The 11,616-nt window shown below is 64.3% G+C and carries 24 protein-coding genes; 1 reads left to right on the top strand and 23 read right to left on the bottom strand.

Annotated elements, in window-relative coordinates; all coding sequences use genetic code 11:
* Positions 1-62: 62 nt before the first annotated feature.
* From rplO to rpmC, 13 genes are all read right to left on the bottom strand, one after another.
* Entirely contained in the window at positions 63-548 is a 486-nt protein-coding gene (gene rplO, locus CVV76_RS19415) for a 50S ribosomal protein L15 (RefSeq protein WP_102226353.1), read from the bottom strand.
* A gap of 148 nt (positions 549-696) precedes the next feature.
* A complete protein-coding gene (locus CVV76_RS19420; RefSeq protein WP_102226354.1) occupies positions 697-1,344 on the bottom strand; it encodes a MarC family protein in 648 nt (215 codons plus the stop codon).
* A gap of 182 nt (positions 1,345-1,526) precedes the next feature.
* Positions 1,527-1,712: a 50S ribosomal protein L30 gene (rpmD, locus tag CVV76_RS19425; protein WP_102226355.1), complete on the bottom strand. Its 186-nt coding sequence runs from the start codon at positions 1,710-1,712 to the stop codon at positions 1,527-1,529.
* 12 nt (positions 1,713-1,724) lie between these two features.
* Positions 1,725-2,303: a 30S ribosomal protein S5 gene (rpsE, locus tag CVV76_RS19430; RefSeq protein WP_102226356.1), complete on the bottom strand. Its 579-nt coding sequence runs from the start codon at positions 2,301-2,303 to the stop codon at positions 1,725-1,727.
* Positions 2,304-2,418: 115 nt separating this feature from the next.
* Entirely contained in the window at positions 2,419-2,778 is a 360-nt protein-coding gene (gene rplR, locus CVV76_RS19435) for a 50S ribosomal protein L18 (RefSeq protein WP_102226357.1), read from the bottom strand.
* Positions 2,779-2,789: 11 nt separating this feature from the next.
* Entirely contained in the window at positions 2,790-3,320 is a 531-nt protein-coding gene (gene rplF / locus CVV76_RS19440) for a 50S ribosomal protein L6 (protein ID WP_102226358.1), read from the bottom strand.
* 10 nt (positions 3,321-3,330) lie between these two features.
* The gene (gene rpsH, locus CVV76_RS19445) at positions 3,331-3,729 is read right to left on the bottom strand and encodes a 30S ribosomal protein S8 (RefSeq protein WP_102226359.1); all 399 of its coding nucleotides are present in this window, start codon (positions 3,727-3,729) and stop codon (positions 3,331-3,333) included.
* Positions 3,730-3,739: 10 nt separating this feature from the next.
* Entirely contained in the window at positions 3,740-4,045 is a 306-nt protein-coding gene (rpsN, locus tag CVV76_RS19450; RefSeq protein WP_102226360.1) for a 30S ribosomal protein S14, read from the bottom strand.
* Between the two features lie 18 nt (positions 4,046-4,063).
* Complete coding sequence (gene rplE, locus CVV76_RS19455) at positions 4,064-4,624, bottom strand: 50S ribosomal protein L5 (protein WP_102226361.1); 561 nt, start codon at positions 4,622-4,624, stop codon at positions 4,064-4,066.
* Positions 4,624-4,929 carry a 50S ribosomal protein L24 gene (gene rplX / locus CVV76_RS19460; RefSeq protein WP_102226362.1) on the bottom strand — a complete coding sequence of 102 codons (306 nt, stop codon included), beginning with the start codon at positions 4,927-4,929 and terminating at the stop codon, positions 4,624-4,626. Before rplX ends, rplE begins: the two co-directional genes overlap by 1 nt.
* Entirely contained in the window at positions 4,929-5,297 is a 369-nt protein-coding gene (gene rplN, locus CVV76_RS19465) for a 50S ribosomal protein L14 (protein WP_022705624.1), read from the bottom strand. Before rplN ends, rplX begins: the two co-directional genes overlap by 1 nt.
* Positions 5,298-5,374: 77 nt before the next feature.
* Positions 5,375-5,614 carry a 30S ribosomal protein S17 gene (gene rpsQ, locus CVV76_RS19470; RefSeq protein WP_102226363.1) on the bottom strand — a complete coding sequence of 80 codons (240 nt, stop codon included), beginning with the start codon at positions 5,612-5,614 and terminating at the stop codon, positions 5,375-5,377.
* A gap of 12 nt (positions 5,615-5,626) precedes the next feature.
* Positions 5,627-5,830: a 50S ribosomal protein L29 gene (rpmC, locus tag CVV76_RS19475; protein ID WP_102226364.1), complete on the bottom strand. Its 204-nt coding sequence runs from the start codon at positions 5,828-5,830 to the stop codon at positions 5,627-5,629.
* Positions 5,831-6,106: 276 nt separating this feature from the next.
* Here rpmC and CVV76_RS19480 point away from each other — a divergent pair, with 276 nt between their 5' ends.
* The gene (locus CVV76_RS19480; RefSeq protein ID WP_102226365.1) at positions 6,107-6,490 is read left to right on the top strand and encodes a DoxX family protein; all 384 of its coding nucleotides are present in this window, start codon (positions 6,107-6,109) and stop codon (positions 6,488-6,490) included.
* A 107-nt stretch (positions 6,491-6,597) separates the two neighbouring features.
* On the opposite strand, the gene rplP is transcribed toward CVV76_RS19480, so the two are convergent.
* The 10 genes from rplP to CVV76_RS25700 form a co-directional block, all read right to left on the bottom strand.
* On the bottom strand, positions 6,598-7,011 hold the full coding sequence (rplP, locus tag CVV76_RS19485; protein ID WP_102226366.1) for a 50S ribosomal protein L16: 414 nt from the start codon (positions 7,009-7,011) through the stop codon (positions 6,598-6,600).
* Positions 7,012-7,023: 12 nt separating this feature from the next.
* The gene (gene rpsC, locus CVV76_RS19490) at positions 7,024-7,734 is read right to left on the bottom strand and encodes a 30S ribosomal protein S3 (RefSeq protein WP_102226367.1); all 711 of its coding nucleotides are present in this window, start codon (positions 7,732-7,734) and stop codon (positions 7,024-7,026) included.
* Positions 7,734-8,114 (bottom strand): 50S ribosomal protein L22, encoded by a 381-nt coding sequence (gene rplV / locus CVV76_RS19495; protein WP_102226368.1) that lies wholly within the window; start codon positions 8,112-8,114, stop codon positions 7,734-7,736. The genes rpsC and rplV overlap by 1 nt, the downstream gene beginning before the upstream one ends.
* 5 nt (positions 8,115-8,119) lie before the next feature.
* Positions 8,120-8,398, bottom strand: a complete 279-nt coding sequence (rpsS, locus tag CVV76_RS19500) for a 30S ribosomal protein S19 (protein ID WP_102226369.1) — start codon at positions 8,396-8,398, stop codon at positions 8,120-8,122.
* Between the two features lie 3 nt (positions 8,399-8,401).
* Complete coding sequence (gene rplB, locus CVV76_RS19505; RefSeq protein WP_102226370.1) at positions 8,402-9,238, bottom strand: 50S ribosomal protein L2; 837 nt, start codon at positions 9,236-9,238, stop codon at positions 8,402-8,404.
* A gap of 150 nt (positions 9,239-9,388) precedes the next feature.
* Entirely contained in the window at positions 9,389-9,685 is a 297-nt protein-coding gene (locus tag CVV76_RS19510; RefSeq protein ID WP_102226371.1) for a 50S ribosomal protein L23, read from the bottom strand.
* Entirely contained in the window at positions 9,682-10,302 is a 621-nt protein-coding gene (gene rplD, locus CVV76_RS19515; protein WP_102226372.1) for a 50S ribosomal protein L4, read from the bottom strand. Before rplD ends, CVV76_RS19510 begins: the two co-directional genes overlap by 4 nt.
* Positions 10,299-11,159, bottom strand: a complete 861-nt coding sequence (gene rplC, locus CVV76_RS19520; RefSeq protein WP_102226373.1) for a 50S ribosomal protein L3 — start codon at positions 11,157-11,159, stop codon at positions 10,299-10,301. Before rplC ends, rplD begins: the two co-directional genes overlap by 4 nt.
* Before the next feature lie 12 nt (positions 11,160-11,171).
* Positions 11,172-11,480, bottom strand: a complete 309-nt coding sequence (gene rpsJ, locus CVV76_RS19525; protein WP_023666234.1) for a 30S ribosomal protein S10 — start codon at positions 11,478-11,480, stop codon at positions 11,172-11,174.
* 50 nt (positions 11,481-11,530) lie between these two features.
* A partial coding sequence (locus CVV76_RS25700) for an EF-Tu C-terminal domain-related protein (RefSeq protein WP_146010331.1) occupies positions 11,531-11,616 on the bottom strand: 86 nt, incomplete at its 5' end.

An 11,616-nucleotide genomic window follows, 5' to 3' on the forward strand; every position in this document is an offset into this window, starting at 1 on the left:
CGGTCGGCGGCGCAGGAAATCCTGAGGGTGATGTAAGCGGGATCGCGCCCGCTCACAACCTCTTATTCAGCCGAAGCCTCAGTCGGCGCCGCGGCCGGAAGGGTCACCTTGCCCCCGGCCTTCTCGATGGCCTCGATCGCCGACTTCGACGCGCCCGAGACCGTGATGTCGACCTTAGCGGTGATTTCGCCCTTCGCCAGCACGCGGATGCCGTCAAGTTTGCGCGAGGTCAGGCCGGCGGCCACGATCGCGTCCTCGGTGATCGGCTCGGCGGTGCTGAGCTTGCCGGCGTCGATGAACTTCTGGATCAGGCCCAGGTTCACAACGGCGTAGTTCTTGCGGAACGGCTTGGTGAAGCCGCGCTTCGGCAGCCGGCGGTAGATCGGCATCTGGCCGCCCTCGTAGCCGTTGATGGCCACGCCCGAGCGCGATTTCTGACCCTTGATACCGCGGCCGGCGGTCTTGCCCTTGCCCGAGCCCGGGCCGCGCGCCACGCGCTTCTTGCGGGTCGCCGCGCCGTCGTTGTCGCGAAGTTCGTGAAGTTTCATGTCGCTTCTCCTTGCCGGATGCGGCCCCAGCGACGGGAGCGGCCGACCACGGCTTGCGTTGGTTTCGAGTCGGCACCTTGGCGCCGATCGGGGGCGTATAGACGCAGTGCCCGCGGAACGCAAGGATTACCGGTGCGACCTGACGCGATCAGGGCGCCCCGGGCCCAAGCGCGAGCAGCCCGAGCGTGTCGAGCCCGCTAAGCACCGAATCGACCGCCACCGTCGCTAGGACGATCCCCATCACCCGGCTGACGACGCTGGCGCCGGTGTTGCCGATCACCCGCTTCAGCGGCCGCGCCGCCAGCAGAATCGCCAGCGTCACCGCCAGAACCGCCAGCAGAAGCCCCGCCGTGACCGCCTGATCGGCGATCGTGTTGCGGTGATTGTCGGTCAGGATCACCACCGCCAGCATCGCGCCGGGTGAGGCGATCGACGGCATCGCCAGCGGAAAGACGGCCCCCGAGAGATGATCGCGCTCGGCCTCGGTGATCTCGCGCGAGGGCTTGGCGTCGCCGAAGATCATCGACAGCGCGAAGAGAAAGAGGATCATCCCGCCCGCGATCTGGAACGACCCGAGGCGAAGACCCACCGCCTCGAGGAACAGCTGCCCGCCGACCAGGAAGAGGAAGAGCACGATTGCCGCGACCAGCACGGCCCGCAGCGCCAGCCGCCAATGCAGAGCCTCGGGCACGTGACGCGCGGCGAAGTAGAACACCGGCAGGGTGCCGATCGGGTCGATCACGACGAGAAGCGTGATGAACTCACGCGCAAGGGTGGACAGGTCGAGCTGGGTCAACGGGTGGGTCCGGGTCTGGGCTGCGGTCGGACCCCGAAGATACCCGATGCGCCCCCGGACGAAACCCCCTGCCCCGCCAAGAGGCACCGCGGATGTGGAAACGCCCCGGCCTTTCGACCGGGGCGCCCAAAACTCTTGCGAAGAGTTTTGCAAATTCCTTCAGAAGGAATTTGCTCCCCTCCTCAGCCGCGCTCTTCGATGATCTCGACGAGGTGCGGGATCTTCGCGACCATGCCGCGCACCGCCGGGGTGTCTTCCAGCTCGCGGGTACGGTGCATCTTGTTCAGACCCAGGCCCTTCAGCGTCTCGCGCTGGATGGCGGGGCGGCGGATGGGCGAACCCACCTGCTTGACGACGATCGTTGCCATTCTCCGCTCTCCTTACGCGTCTGCCGTTTCGGCCTCGGCCGAAGCTTCGACGGGAGCTTCATCCTTTTTGAGGATGTCGCCGACCTTCTTGCCGCGACGCTGGGCGACCATGCGGGGCGAGGCCTCCTTGGTCAGGCCGTCGATCGTGGCACGGATCATGTTGTAGGGGTTCTGCGAGCCGAGCGATTTCGCCACGACGTCCTGCAGGCCCAGCATCTCGAACACGGCGCGCATCGGACCACCGGCGATGATCCCGGTACCGGGAACGGCCGTCCGCATCACGACGCGGCCAGCCCCATGGCGGCCCTCGATGTCGTGGTGCAGGGTGCGGCCTTCGCGCAGCGGCACGCGGATCATCGAGCGTTTTGCCTGCTCGGTCGCCTTGCGGATCGCTTCCGGCACTTCCTTGGCCTTGCCCTTGCCAAAGCCGACGCGGCCGCGCTGGTCACCGACCACCACGAGCGCCGCGAAGCCGAAGCGCTTACCGCCCTTCACGGTCTTCGAAACACGGTTGATCGCAACCAGACGATCGGCGAATTCCGGGGTTTCGTCGCGGTCGCGGCGGTCCCGGCGGTTGTCACGTTCTGCCATGCGGCATCCCTTCAATGGTGGCGCGGTGCGCCTTTCCTAGTCCAATCCAGGTGAGGCGCCCGGCACGGGCGCACTCCCGGATCATCGGGAGGGCGCGGACGCCCTCCACCAAAGCTCAGAACTTGAGGCCACCCTCACGGGCGGCGTCGGCCAGAGCCTTCACCTTGCCGTGGAACAGGAAGCCGCCACGGTCGAAGTAGCACTCTTCCACACCGGCTTTCTTGGCCCGCTCGGCAATCGCCTGACCGACCTTGGTCGCCGCTTCCACGTTGTTCTTGCCGACCACGCCGAGATCCTTCTCGAGCGTCGAGGCAGCGGCCAGCGTGCGGCCGTTGACGTCGTCGATCAGCTGGACGCTGATGTTCTTCGACGAGCGGTGCACCGAAAGGCGCGCGCGGCCGTTGGCCAGCGCCTTCAGTTTGTTCCGCATGCGCAGACGGCGCTTCTGGAACAGCTGTCGTTTGGTGTTCGCCATGATCGCGTTCCTTACCGTTTGCCTTCCTTGCGGAAGATGTATTCGTCCTTGTACTTGATGCCTTTGCCTTTGTACGGCTCCGGCCCACGCCATTCGCGGATGTTCGCCGCGACCTGGCCAACAAGCTGCTGGTCGATACCTTCCACAACGATCTCGGTCTGCTTGGGCGTCGTGACGGTGATGCCCTGCGGAACCTCGAAGTTGACCTCGTGCGAGTAGCCGAGCGACAGCTTCAGGTTCGAGCCCTGAGCCTGCGCACGGTAGCCGACGCCGTTGATCTCGAGCTCTTTCTTGAAGCCCGTGGTGACGCCCTCGACCAGGTTGGCGATCATCGAGCGGCTCATGCCCCACTGGGCACGGGCGCGCTTCGACGTGCCGCGCGGGTCGACCTTCACCGAACCTTCGTCGATCGTGATGGTCACGTCGTCGGTCGCGGTGAAAGTGCGGGTGCCCTTGGGCCCCTTCACTTCGACGGTCCGGCCGCTGAGGGAGGCAGTCACCCCCTTGGGCAGCTCGACCGGTTTCTTGCCAATACGAGACATGCGGACCTCCTTAGAACACAGTGCAGAGCACTTCGCCGCCGACGTTCGCCGAGCGCGCGTTGGCGTCCGACATAACGCCCTTCGGCGTCGAGATGATCGACACGCCCAGACCGTTGCGGACCGCCGGAACCTCTTTGGCGCCGGCATAGACGCGGCGACCGGGCTTCGACACGCGCTGAAGCTCGCGGATCACCGGGGTGCCCTCGAAATACTTCAGCGAGATGATCAGCTCGCCCTGGCCGTTGGCGGTGTCCGCCTTCTCGTAGCCGCGGATGTAGCCTTCGTCCGCCAGCACGTCGAGAACCCAGGCACGCAGCTTCGAGGCCGGGGTCGACACGGTCGACTTGCCACGCAGCTGGGCGTTGCGGATGCGGGTCAGCATATCGCCGATAGGATCGTTCACAGACATTGCGCTCTCCTTACCAGCTCGACTTCACCATGCCCGGGATCTGGCCGTACGAGGCCAGGTCACGCAGCATGATCCGCGAGAGTTTGAGCTTGCGGTAGTACGCATGCGGACGGCCCGTCAGCTGGCAGCGGTTGTGCAGCCGGGTGGGCGACGAGTTGCGGGGCAGTTCGGCCAGCTTCAGGCGCGCCTTGAAACGCTCTTCCATCGGCAGGTCGGTGTTGGACGCGATGTCCTTCAGGCGTGCGCGGCGGCCAGCGTACTGTTTGACCAGTTTCTGGCGCTTGAGCTCGCGCTGAACCATGGATTTCTTAGCCATATCTCTTTTCCTCCCGCGTCAGCTGGTGAACGGCATGTTGAAATGCTTCAACAGCGCCTTCGCTTCCGCGTCGGTCTTCGCGGTGGTGCAGATGATGATGTCCATGCCGAGGATCTCGTCGACCTTGTCGAATTCGATCTCGGGGAACACGATGTGCTCTTTCAGGCCCATGGCATAGTTGCCACGGCCGTCGAACGAGGTGCCCTTCACGCCGCGGAAGTCGCGGACGCGCGGCAGGGCGATCGTGATCAGACGGTCGAGGAATTCATACATCCGGTCGCCGCGGAGCGTGACCTTGGTGCCGAGCGGCATTTCCTCGCGAACGCGGAAGCCCGCGATCGATTTCTTGGCCTTGGTCACCACGGCCTTCTGGCCGGCGATCAGCGACAGCTCTTCCTGAGCGCCCTTGACCTTCTTGGTGTCCTTCACGGCTTCGCCGACACCCATGTTCAGCACGATCTTGTCGAGCTTGGGGATCTGCATCTCGTTCTTGTACGAGAACTCTTCCTTCATCGCCGCGCGGATGGTCTCGCGGTACAGCGCGCGAAGGCGCGGGGTATAGGTTGCAGCGTCAAGCATCAGATCGCCTCCCCGGTGGTCTTGGCGTAGCGCACCTTCTTGTCGTCTTCCATGCGGAAGCCGACACGGGTGGCCTTGCCGTTTGCGTCGAGCAGCGCCAGGTTCGACAGGTCGATCGGCATCGCCTTCGGCACGCGACCGCCCTGGGCGTTCTGGCTCTGGCGGGTGTGGCGGATCGCCATGTTCACGCCTTCGACGACAGCCTTGTTCTCCTTCGGCAGGACCGAGGTGATCTCGCCCTGCTTGCCCTTGTCCTTGCCGGCAAGGACGACGACCTTGTCGCCTTTCTTCAGCTTAGCAGCCATCACAGAACCTCCGGCGCCAGCGAGATGATCTTCATGAAGTTCTTGGCGCGCAGTTCGCGCACGACCGGCCCGAAGATACGGGTGCCGACCGGTTCGCCCTGGTTGTTCAGGATGACGGCGGCGTTGCGGTCGAAGCGGATGGCGGTGCCGTCTTCACGGCGAACTTCCTTGGCGGTGCGCACGACGACGGCCTTGCGGACGTCGCCCTTCTTCACGCGACCGCGCGGAATGGCTTCCTTGACCGACACCACGATGATGTCGCCCACGGATGCGTAACGGCGGTGCGAGCCACCGAGGACCTTGATGCACTGCACCCGGCGAGCGCCGGAGTTGTCAGCGACATCCAGATTGGTCTGCATCTGGATCATTTGGTTTCTCCCGACCTTTGGGTCCCGCGATCAGCCGGGGCCCCAGGGTTTCGATTAAGTCTGTCTGTCTCAGGCGATCAGGCCGAGGCCTCGGTCACCACGCGCCAGCGCTTGGTCTTCGAGACGGGCGCACATTCCTCGATGCGGACGATGTCGCCGGTCTTGAACTGGTTCTCCGCGTCATGGGCGCGGTATTTCTTCGATTTCCGGATCGTCTTCTTCAGAACCGGGTGCGTAAAGCGGCGCTCGACCGAGACGGTGATCGTCTGGTCGTTCTTGTCCGAGGTCACGGTGCCTTGCAGGATGCGTTTGGGCATGGTCAGCGCTCCTTATTTCGCCGCCGCTTCAGCGGCTTTTTGGTTGAGCACGGTCATGACGCGCGCCACGTCGCGGCGCACGACCCGCATCCGGGCAGTGTTCTCAAGCTGGCCGGTGGCCTGCTGGAAGCGCAGGTTGAAGGCCTCTTTCTTCAGAGCGGTCAGCTGGTCGCGCAGCTGGTCCGGCGTCTTGTTCGCCAGTTCCTGGGCGTTCATCGCCAATTTTCCTTTTTCAACGTCACCAGAGGGCCCCTTGAGGGTGACCCCGATTCTGGTGGAGGTCTTGCAGAAGCCGCTCCAATAGAAGTGTTTGGACGCTCTGGCAACCCCGTATCCCCACAATCCCCCTTTTTTCCTTGATCCCGCAGGGTTTCGGGAGGCGTCCGACGACGGTCTGCGGCGATCAACAGGATCTGTGCGCGAATTGTGACTGGTTCCCGGTGTGGAACCTGACAACAAAGGTAGGGTATATTGACACCAAGGGAGACGACGATGTCGAAACTGGATACCTGGCGACCGCAGATGCTGTCCGTCCTGCGGATCATGACCGCGCTACTGTTCCTCGAGCACGGGATGATGAAGATCCTGCACTTCCCCGCGCCGATGATGCCGCATCTGCCGCCGCTTCTGGTCGCCGCCGGCTGGATCGAGATCGTGGGCGGCATCCTGCTGCTGCTCGGCCTCTTCACCCGGATCACGGCATTCATCTGCTCGGGCGAGATGGCGATCGCCTATTTCTCGTTCCATATGGCCAAGAGCTTCTGGCCGGGGCTGAATGGTGGCGGCGAGGCGATCCTCTACTGCTTCATCTTCCTCTACTTCGTCTTCGCAGGCGCCGGTGCCTGGAGCCTCGACGCCAGGATGAAGCGGGCCTGAGCTGCCCCGGGCGAGGGGCGCGCCCCCCTCCCCTGCCGCGTCGCGGCAAACGAAAACCCCCGCCGGGCGACCAGCGGGGGTTTCCAATTTCGGACAGAAGACCGGGATTACCAGTCTTCGCGCGCGACCACGCGGGTCTTGATCGGCAGCTTCATCGCGGCGAGGCGCAGGGCCTCGCGGGCAGTGTCGTCGCCGACGCCGTCGATCTCGAACATCACGCGGCCCGGCTTGACCTTGCAGGCCCAGAAGTCGACCGAACCCTTACCTTTACCCATACGGACTTCGGTAGGCTTCGACGTCACCGGGGTATCCGGGAAGATCCGGATCCAGACCCGGCCCTGACGCTTCATGTGACGGGTCAGGGCGCGGCGTGCGGCTTCGATCTGACGCGCGGTGATGCGCTCGGGCTCGACCGCTTTCAGGCCGAACGAGCCGAAGTCGAGGTTGAACCCGCCCTTGGCTTCGCCGTGGATGCGGCCCTTGTGCAGTTTGCGGAACTTCGTCCGTTTCGGTTGCAGCATCTCACTCTCTCCTTAGCGGTCGCGGCGCTGCGGACGCGAGGCCCCGCCGCTTTCCTGGAGTTCCTGGTGACGGCGGTCGCGGGCCTGCGGGTCGTGCTCCATGATCTCGCCTTTGAAGATCCAGACCTTGATCCCGATGATCCCGTAGGGGGTGACCCCTTCGGCCGTCGCATAGTCGATGTCGGCACGCAGCGTGTGCAGCGGCACGCGACCCTCGCGGTACCATTCGGTCCGCGCGATCTCGGCACCACCCAGGCGGCCCGCGACGTTGACGCGGATGCCCAGGGCACCCATGCGCATCGCGTTCTGGACCGAGCGCTTCATCGCGCGGCGGAACGACACCCGGCGCTCAAGCTGCTGGGCGATCGATTCCGCCACCAGCTGGGCGTCGAGCTCGGGCTTGCGGACCTCGACGATGTTGAGGTGCAGCTCGCTGTCGGTGAAGTTCGCCAGCTTCTTGCGCAGAGTCTCGATATCGGCGCCTTTCTTGCCGATGATCACGCCCGGGCGCGCAGTGTGGATCGTCACGCGGCACTTCTTGTGCGGGCGTTCGATGATCACGCGGCTGACGCCGGCCTGCTTGACTTCCTTGAAGATGAACTCGCGCATCTTCAGGTCCTCGAGAAGCAGGTCACCGTACTCTTTGCTGTCGGCGTACCAGCGGCTGTCCCAGGTGCGGTTGACCTGGAGGCGCATGCCGATCGGATTGACCTTCTGACCCATTACGCTTGCTCCTCGACTTGCCGAACCTTGATGGTCAGCTCGGAAAACGGCTTGATGATCTTGCCGAACCGGCCACGCGCCCGCGGACGACCGCGCTTCATGATCAGGTTCTTGCCGACCCAGGCTTCGGCGACGACCAGCTCGTCGACGTCGAGACCATGGTTGTTCTCGGCGTTGGCGATGGCCGACTGAAGGCACTTCTTCACGTCGACGGCGATGCGCTTCTTCGAGAAGGTCAGATCGGCAAGCGCCTTCTCAACCTTCTTGCCGCGGATCATGCCAGCCACGAGGTTCAGCTTCTGCGGCGAGGTGCGCAGCATGCGCGTCTTCGCCATCGCCTCGTTCTCGGCCACGCGGCGCGGATTCTTTTCCTTACCCATGACGCTTATTTCCTCTTGGCTTTCTTGTCGGCAGCATGACCGTAGTAGGTACGGGTCGGCGCGTATTCACCGAACTTCTGACCGATCATGTCCTCGGAGACGTTCACGGGGATGTGCTTGTGCCCGTTGTAGACGCCGAAGGTGAGCCCCACGAACTGGGGCAGGATGGTGGAGCGGCGCGACCAGATTTTGATGACCTCGCTGCGGCCCGACTCGCGGGACTTCTCGGCCTTCTTGAGGACGTAAGCGTCGACGAAGGGGCCTTTCCAAACAGAACGCGACATGAGTTAGCGACCCTTCCGAGCGTGACGCGAGCGGACGATGTACTTGTCCGTCGCCTTGTTGGTGCGGGTTTTCTTGCCCTTGGTGTCCTTGCCCCACGGCGTGACCGGAGTACGGCCGCCCGAGGTCCGGCCCTCACCACCACCGTGCGGGTGATCGATCGGGTTCATCGCAACACCGCGGACGGTCGGGCGGATGCCCATGTGCCGCTTGCGCCCGGCCTTGCCAAGGTTCTGGTTCGAGTGGTCGGGGTTCGAAACCGCGCCGATCGTCGCCATGCATTCCTGGCGGACCATGCGAAGCTCACCCGACGAAAGGCGGATCTGCGCGTAACCACCGTCACGGCCGACGAACTGGGCGTAGGTACCGGCCGAGCGGGCGATCTGACCACCCTTGCCCGGCTTCAGTTCGACGTTGTGCACGATCGTGCCGATCGGCATGCCCGAGAACGGCATCGCGTTGCCCGGTTTCACGTCGGTCTTGCTGCCCGAGACCACCTTGTCGCCCACGGCGAGGCGCTGCGGCGCCAGGATGTAGGCCTGCTCGCCGTCCTCATACTTGATGAGCGCGATGAAGGCGGTGCGGTTCGGGTCGTATTCGATGCGCTCGACCTCGGCCGAGACGTCCATCTTGCGACGCTTGAAGTCCACGATGCGGTACAGGCGCTTGGCGCCGCCGCCCTTGTGGAAGGTGGTCACACGTCCGGTGTTGTTCCGGCCGCCGTTCTTCGTCAGACCCTTGGTGAGGGACTTGACCGGGCGGCCTTTCCAAAGCTCCGAACGGTCGATCAGTACCAGCCCGCGCTGGCCAGGCGTCGTCGGTTTATACGACTTGAGTGCCATGGTTTCTGTCTTCCGTCTTGCTTCACAGGGCCCCGAAGGTCCCCATCTGGTTGTGGGAGTTTCACCCTACATGCCGGCCCGAAATGGCCCGGCTCTCAAAAGATCAAGCGGCCCCGGAAAACCCGGGGCCGCGAGATTCGGGGCCTTCTATCAGAGACCCGTGCTCACGTCGATGGTATTTCCCTCTTCGAGGGTGACGTAGGCTTTCTTGACGTCCGAGCGCTTGCCCAGCATGCCGCGGAAGCGCTTGACCTTGCCCTTGGTGATGGTGGTGTTGACCGCCTTCACCTTGACACCGAAGAGCGCCTCGACCGCTTCCTTGATCTGCGGCTTGGTCGCGTCCGGGGCCACCTGGAAGACAACCGCGTTGGCCTCCGAGGCCATGGTCGCCTTTTCGGTGATCACGGGCTTGCGGATCACGTCGTAATGTTCGGCTTTCGCGCTCATTTCAGACGAGCCTCCAGAGCTTCGACACCCGCCTTCGTGAGCACGAGCGTGTCACGCTTGAGGATGTCATAGACGTTGGCACCGATCGACGGCAGCACGTCCACCCCTTCGAGGTTGCGCGCGGCGCGGGCGAAGTTGTCGTTCACCTCGGCCCCGTCGATCACGAGAACCCGCTTCCAGCCCAGTTCCTTGGCGGCCTTGGCCAGCAGCGAGGTCTTGGCTTCGGCCATCTCGGCCGTGTCCAGAACCACCAGCTCGCCCGCCTTCGCCTTGGCCGAAAGCGCATGCTTCAGGCCGAGGGCGCGGAACTTCTTGGTCAGGTCGTGGGCGTGGCTGCGGGGCGTCGGCCCCTTGTAGACGCCACCATGACGGAAGATCGGCGCCTTCTTGGAACCGTGGCGTGCGCCGCCGGTGCCCTTCTGGCGATAGATCTTCTTGGTCGAATAGCTGACCTCCGAGCGCCCCAGAACCGAATGGGTGCCGGCCTGGGCACGCGCCCGCTGCCAGCGCACCACGCGGTGCAGGATGTCGGCGCGCGGCTCGAGCCCGAAGATCTCGTCGGAGAGATCGATCGAGCCAGCCTTGCCGGCGTCGAGCTTGATCACATCGAGTTTCATTCTTTCTCTCCTTCGGGCGCGTCACCGCCGTCAGCCTTGTCGGCGTCGATCGAGGCTTCGGCCTCTTTCAGCGCTTCGGCTTCCTGGGCGGCGTGCTCTTCGGCGAGGCGCTTCGCTTCGGCTTCGGCCTCGGCGGCGGCAGCGGCGGCAGCTTCTTCAGCGGCGCGCTTGGCTTCCTCGGCGTGGCTCTTCAGCGCGGCGGGCAGGATCACGTTCTCGGGCACGGCTTTCTTGACCGCGTCCTTGATGGTGACCCAGCCACCTTTCGAACCGGGCACCGCGCCCTTGACCATGATCAGGCCACGGTCGGCGTCGGTCTTGACGACCTGCAGGTTCTGCGTGGTCACGCGGGCAGCGCCCATGTGACCGGCCATCTTCTTGCCCTTGAACACCTTGCCGGGGTCCTGGCACTGACCCGTCGAGCCGTGCGAACGGTGGCTGATCGACACGCCGTGCGAGGCGCGCAGACCGCCGAAGTTGTGGCGCTTCATGACGCCCGCGAACCCCTTACCGATCGAGGTGCCCGCCACGTCGACGAACTGACCCGCGAAGTAATGGTCGGCGGTGATCTCCTCGCCCACCCCGATCAGGTTCTCGGGGGAGACGCGGAATTCCGTCACCTTGCGCTTCGGCGCCACGTTCGCCTTGGCGAAGTGGCCGCGCATGGCAGCGGCGGTCCGCTTGGCCTTGGCCGAGCCGGCACCGAGCTGAACGGCGGTATAGCCATCCTTCTCGGCCGTGCGCTGCGCCACGACCTGCAGGTTGTCGAGTTGAAGAACGGTGACCGGAACCTGGCGACCGTCCTCCATGAACAGCCGGGTCATGCCCAGCTTCTTTGCGATGACTCCAGAGCGCATCTCTATGCCCCCTTAAACCTTGATCTCGACGTCGACACCCGCGGCGAGGTCGAGCTTCATCAGCGCGTCCACGGTCTGGGGAGTCGGGTCGACGATGTCGAGAAGACGCTTGTGGGTACGGATTTCCCACTGATCGCGCGACTTCTTGTCGATGTGAGGCCCACGGAGAACCGTGAACTTCTCGATCTTGTTCGGCAGCGGGATGGGCCCGCGTACCTGAGCACCGGTCCGTTTGGCCGTATTGACGATTTCCTGCGTGCTGGCGTCCAGCACACGGTAATCGAAGGCCTTCAGCCGGATGCGAATGGTCTGACCTTGCATGTGTCTGCCCTCGGGTTGGGTGGGCGGGGCGGTCCCCCGCCCTCCTCCGATTACTTCAGGATTTTCGAGACGACGCCGGCGCCGACGGTGCGGCCGCCTTCACGGATGGCGAAGCGCAGCTTCTCTTCCATCGCGA

It is taken from the genome of Acidimangrovimonas sediminis (assembly GCF_002871005.1).
Taxonomy (GTDB): domain Bacteria; phylum Pseudomonadota; class Alphaproteobacteria; order Rhodobacterales; family Rhodobacteraceae; genus Acidimangrovimonas; species Acidimangrovimonas sediminis.

What these genes read in the sequence shown, in the direction of transcription:
- rplO (WP_102226353.1), bottom strand. Translation starts at nt 548, where the DNA reads ATGAAACTTCACGAACTTCGCGACAACGACGGCGCGGCGACCCGCAAG.
- rpmD (WP_102226355.1), bottom strand. Translation starts at nt 1,712, where the DNA reads ATGGCAACGATCGTCGTCAAGCAGGTGGGTTCGCCCATCCGCCGCCCC.
- rpsE (WP_102226356.1), bottom strand. Translation starts at nt 2,303, where the DNA reads ATGGCAGAACGTGACAACCGCCGGGACCGCCGCGACCGCGACGAAACC.
- rplR (WP_102226357.1), bottom strand. Translation starts at nt 2,778, where the DNA reads ATGGCGAACACCAAACGACAGCTGTTCCAGAAGCGCCGTCTGCGCATG.
- rplF (WP_102226358.1), bottom strand. Translation starts at nt 3,320, where the DNA reads ATGTCTCGTATTGGCAAGAAACCGGTCGAGCTGCCCAAGGGGGTGACT.
- rpsH (WP_102226359.1), bottom strand. Translation starts at nt 3,729, where the DNA reads ATGTCTGTGAACGATCCTATCGGCGATATGCTGACCCGCATCCGCAAC.
- rpsN (WP_102226360.1), bottom strand. Translation starts at nt 4,045, where the DNA reads ATGGCTAAGAAATCCATGGTTCAGCGCGAGCTCAAGCGCCAGAAACTG.
- rplE (WP_102226361.1), bottom strand. Translation starts at nt 4,624, where the DNA reads ATGCTTGACGCTGCAACCTATACCCCGCGCCTTCGCGCGCTGTACCGC.
- rplX (WP_102226362.1), bottom strand. Translation starts at nt 4,929, where the DNA reads ATGGCTGCTAAGCTGAAGAAAGGCGACAAGGTCGTCGTCCTTGCCGGC.
- rplN (WP_022705624.1), bottom strand. Translation starts at nt 5,297, where the DNA reads ATGATCCAGATGCAGACCAATCTGGATGTCGCTGACAACTCCGGCGCT.
- rpsQ (WP_102226363.1), bottom strand. Translation starts at nt 5,614, where the DNA reads ATGCCCAAACGCATCCTGCAAGGCACCGTGACCTCGGACAAGAACGAC.
- rpmC (WP_102226364.1), bottom strand. Translation starts at nt 5,830, where the DNA reads ATGAACGCCCAGGAACTGGCGAACAAGACGCCGGACCAGCTGCGCGAC.
- CVV76_RS19480 (WP_102226365.1), top strand. Translation starts at nt 6,107, where the DNA reads ATGTCGAAACTGGATACCTGGCGACCGCAGATGCTGTCCGTCCTGCGG.
- rplP (WP_102226366.1), bottom strand. Translation starts at nt 7,011, where the DNA reads ATGCTGCAACCGAAACGGACGAAGTTCCGCAAACTGCACAAGGGCCGC.
- rpsC (WP_102226367.1), bottom strand. Translation starts at nt 7,734, where the DNA reads ATGGGTCAGAAGGTCAATCCGATCGGCATGCGCCTCCAGGTCAACCGC.
- rplV (WP_102226368.1), bottom strand. Translation starts at nt 8,114, where the DNA reads ATGGGTAAGGAAAAGAATCCGCGCCGCGTGGCCGAGAACGAGGCGATG.
- rpsS (WP_102226369.1), bottom strand. Translation starts at nt 8,398, where the DNA reads ATGTCGCGTTCTGTTTGGAAAGGCCCCTTCGTCGACGCTTACGTCCTC.
- rplB (WP_102226370.1), bottom strand. Translation starts at nt 9,238, where the DNA reads ATGGCACTCAAGTCGTATAAACCGACGACGCCTGGCCAGCGCGGGCTG.
- CVV76_RS19510 (WP_102226371.1), bottom strand. Translation starts at nt 9,685, where the DNA reads ATGAGCGCGAAAGCCGAACATTACGACGTGATCCGCAAGCCCGTGATC.
- rplD (WP_102226372.1), bottom strand. Translation starts at nt 10,302, where the DNA reads ATGAAACTCGATGTGATCAAGCTCGACGCCGGCAAGGCTGGCTCGATC.
- rplC (WP_102226373.1), bottom strand. Translation starts at nt 11,159, where the DNA reads ATGCGCTCTGGAGTCATCGCAAAGAAGCTGGGCATGACCCGGCTGTTC.
- rpsJ (WP_023666234.1), bottom strand. Translation starts at nt 11,480, where the DNA reads ATGCAAGGTCAGACCATTCGCATCCGGCTGAAGGCCTTCGATTACCGT.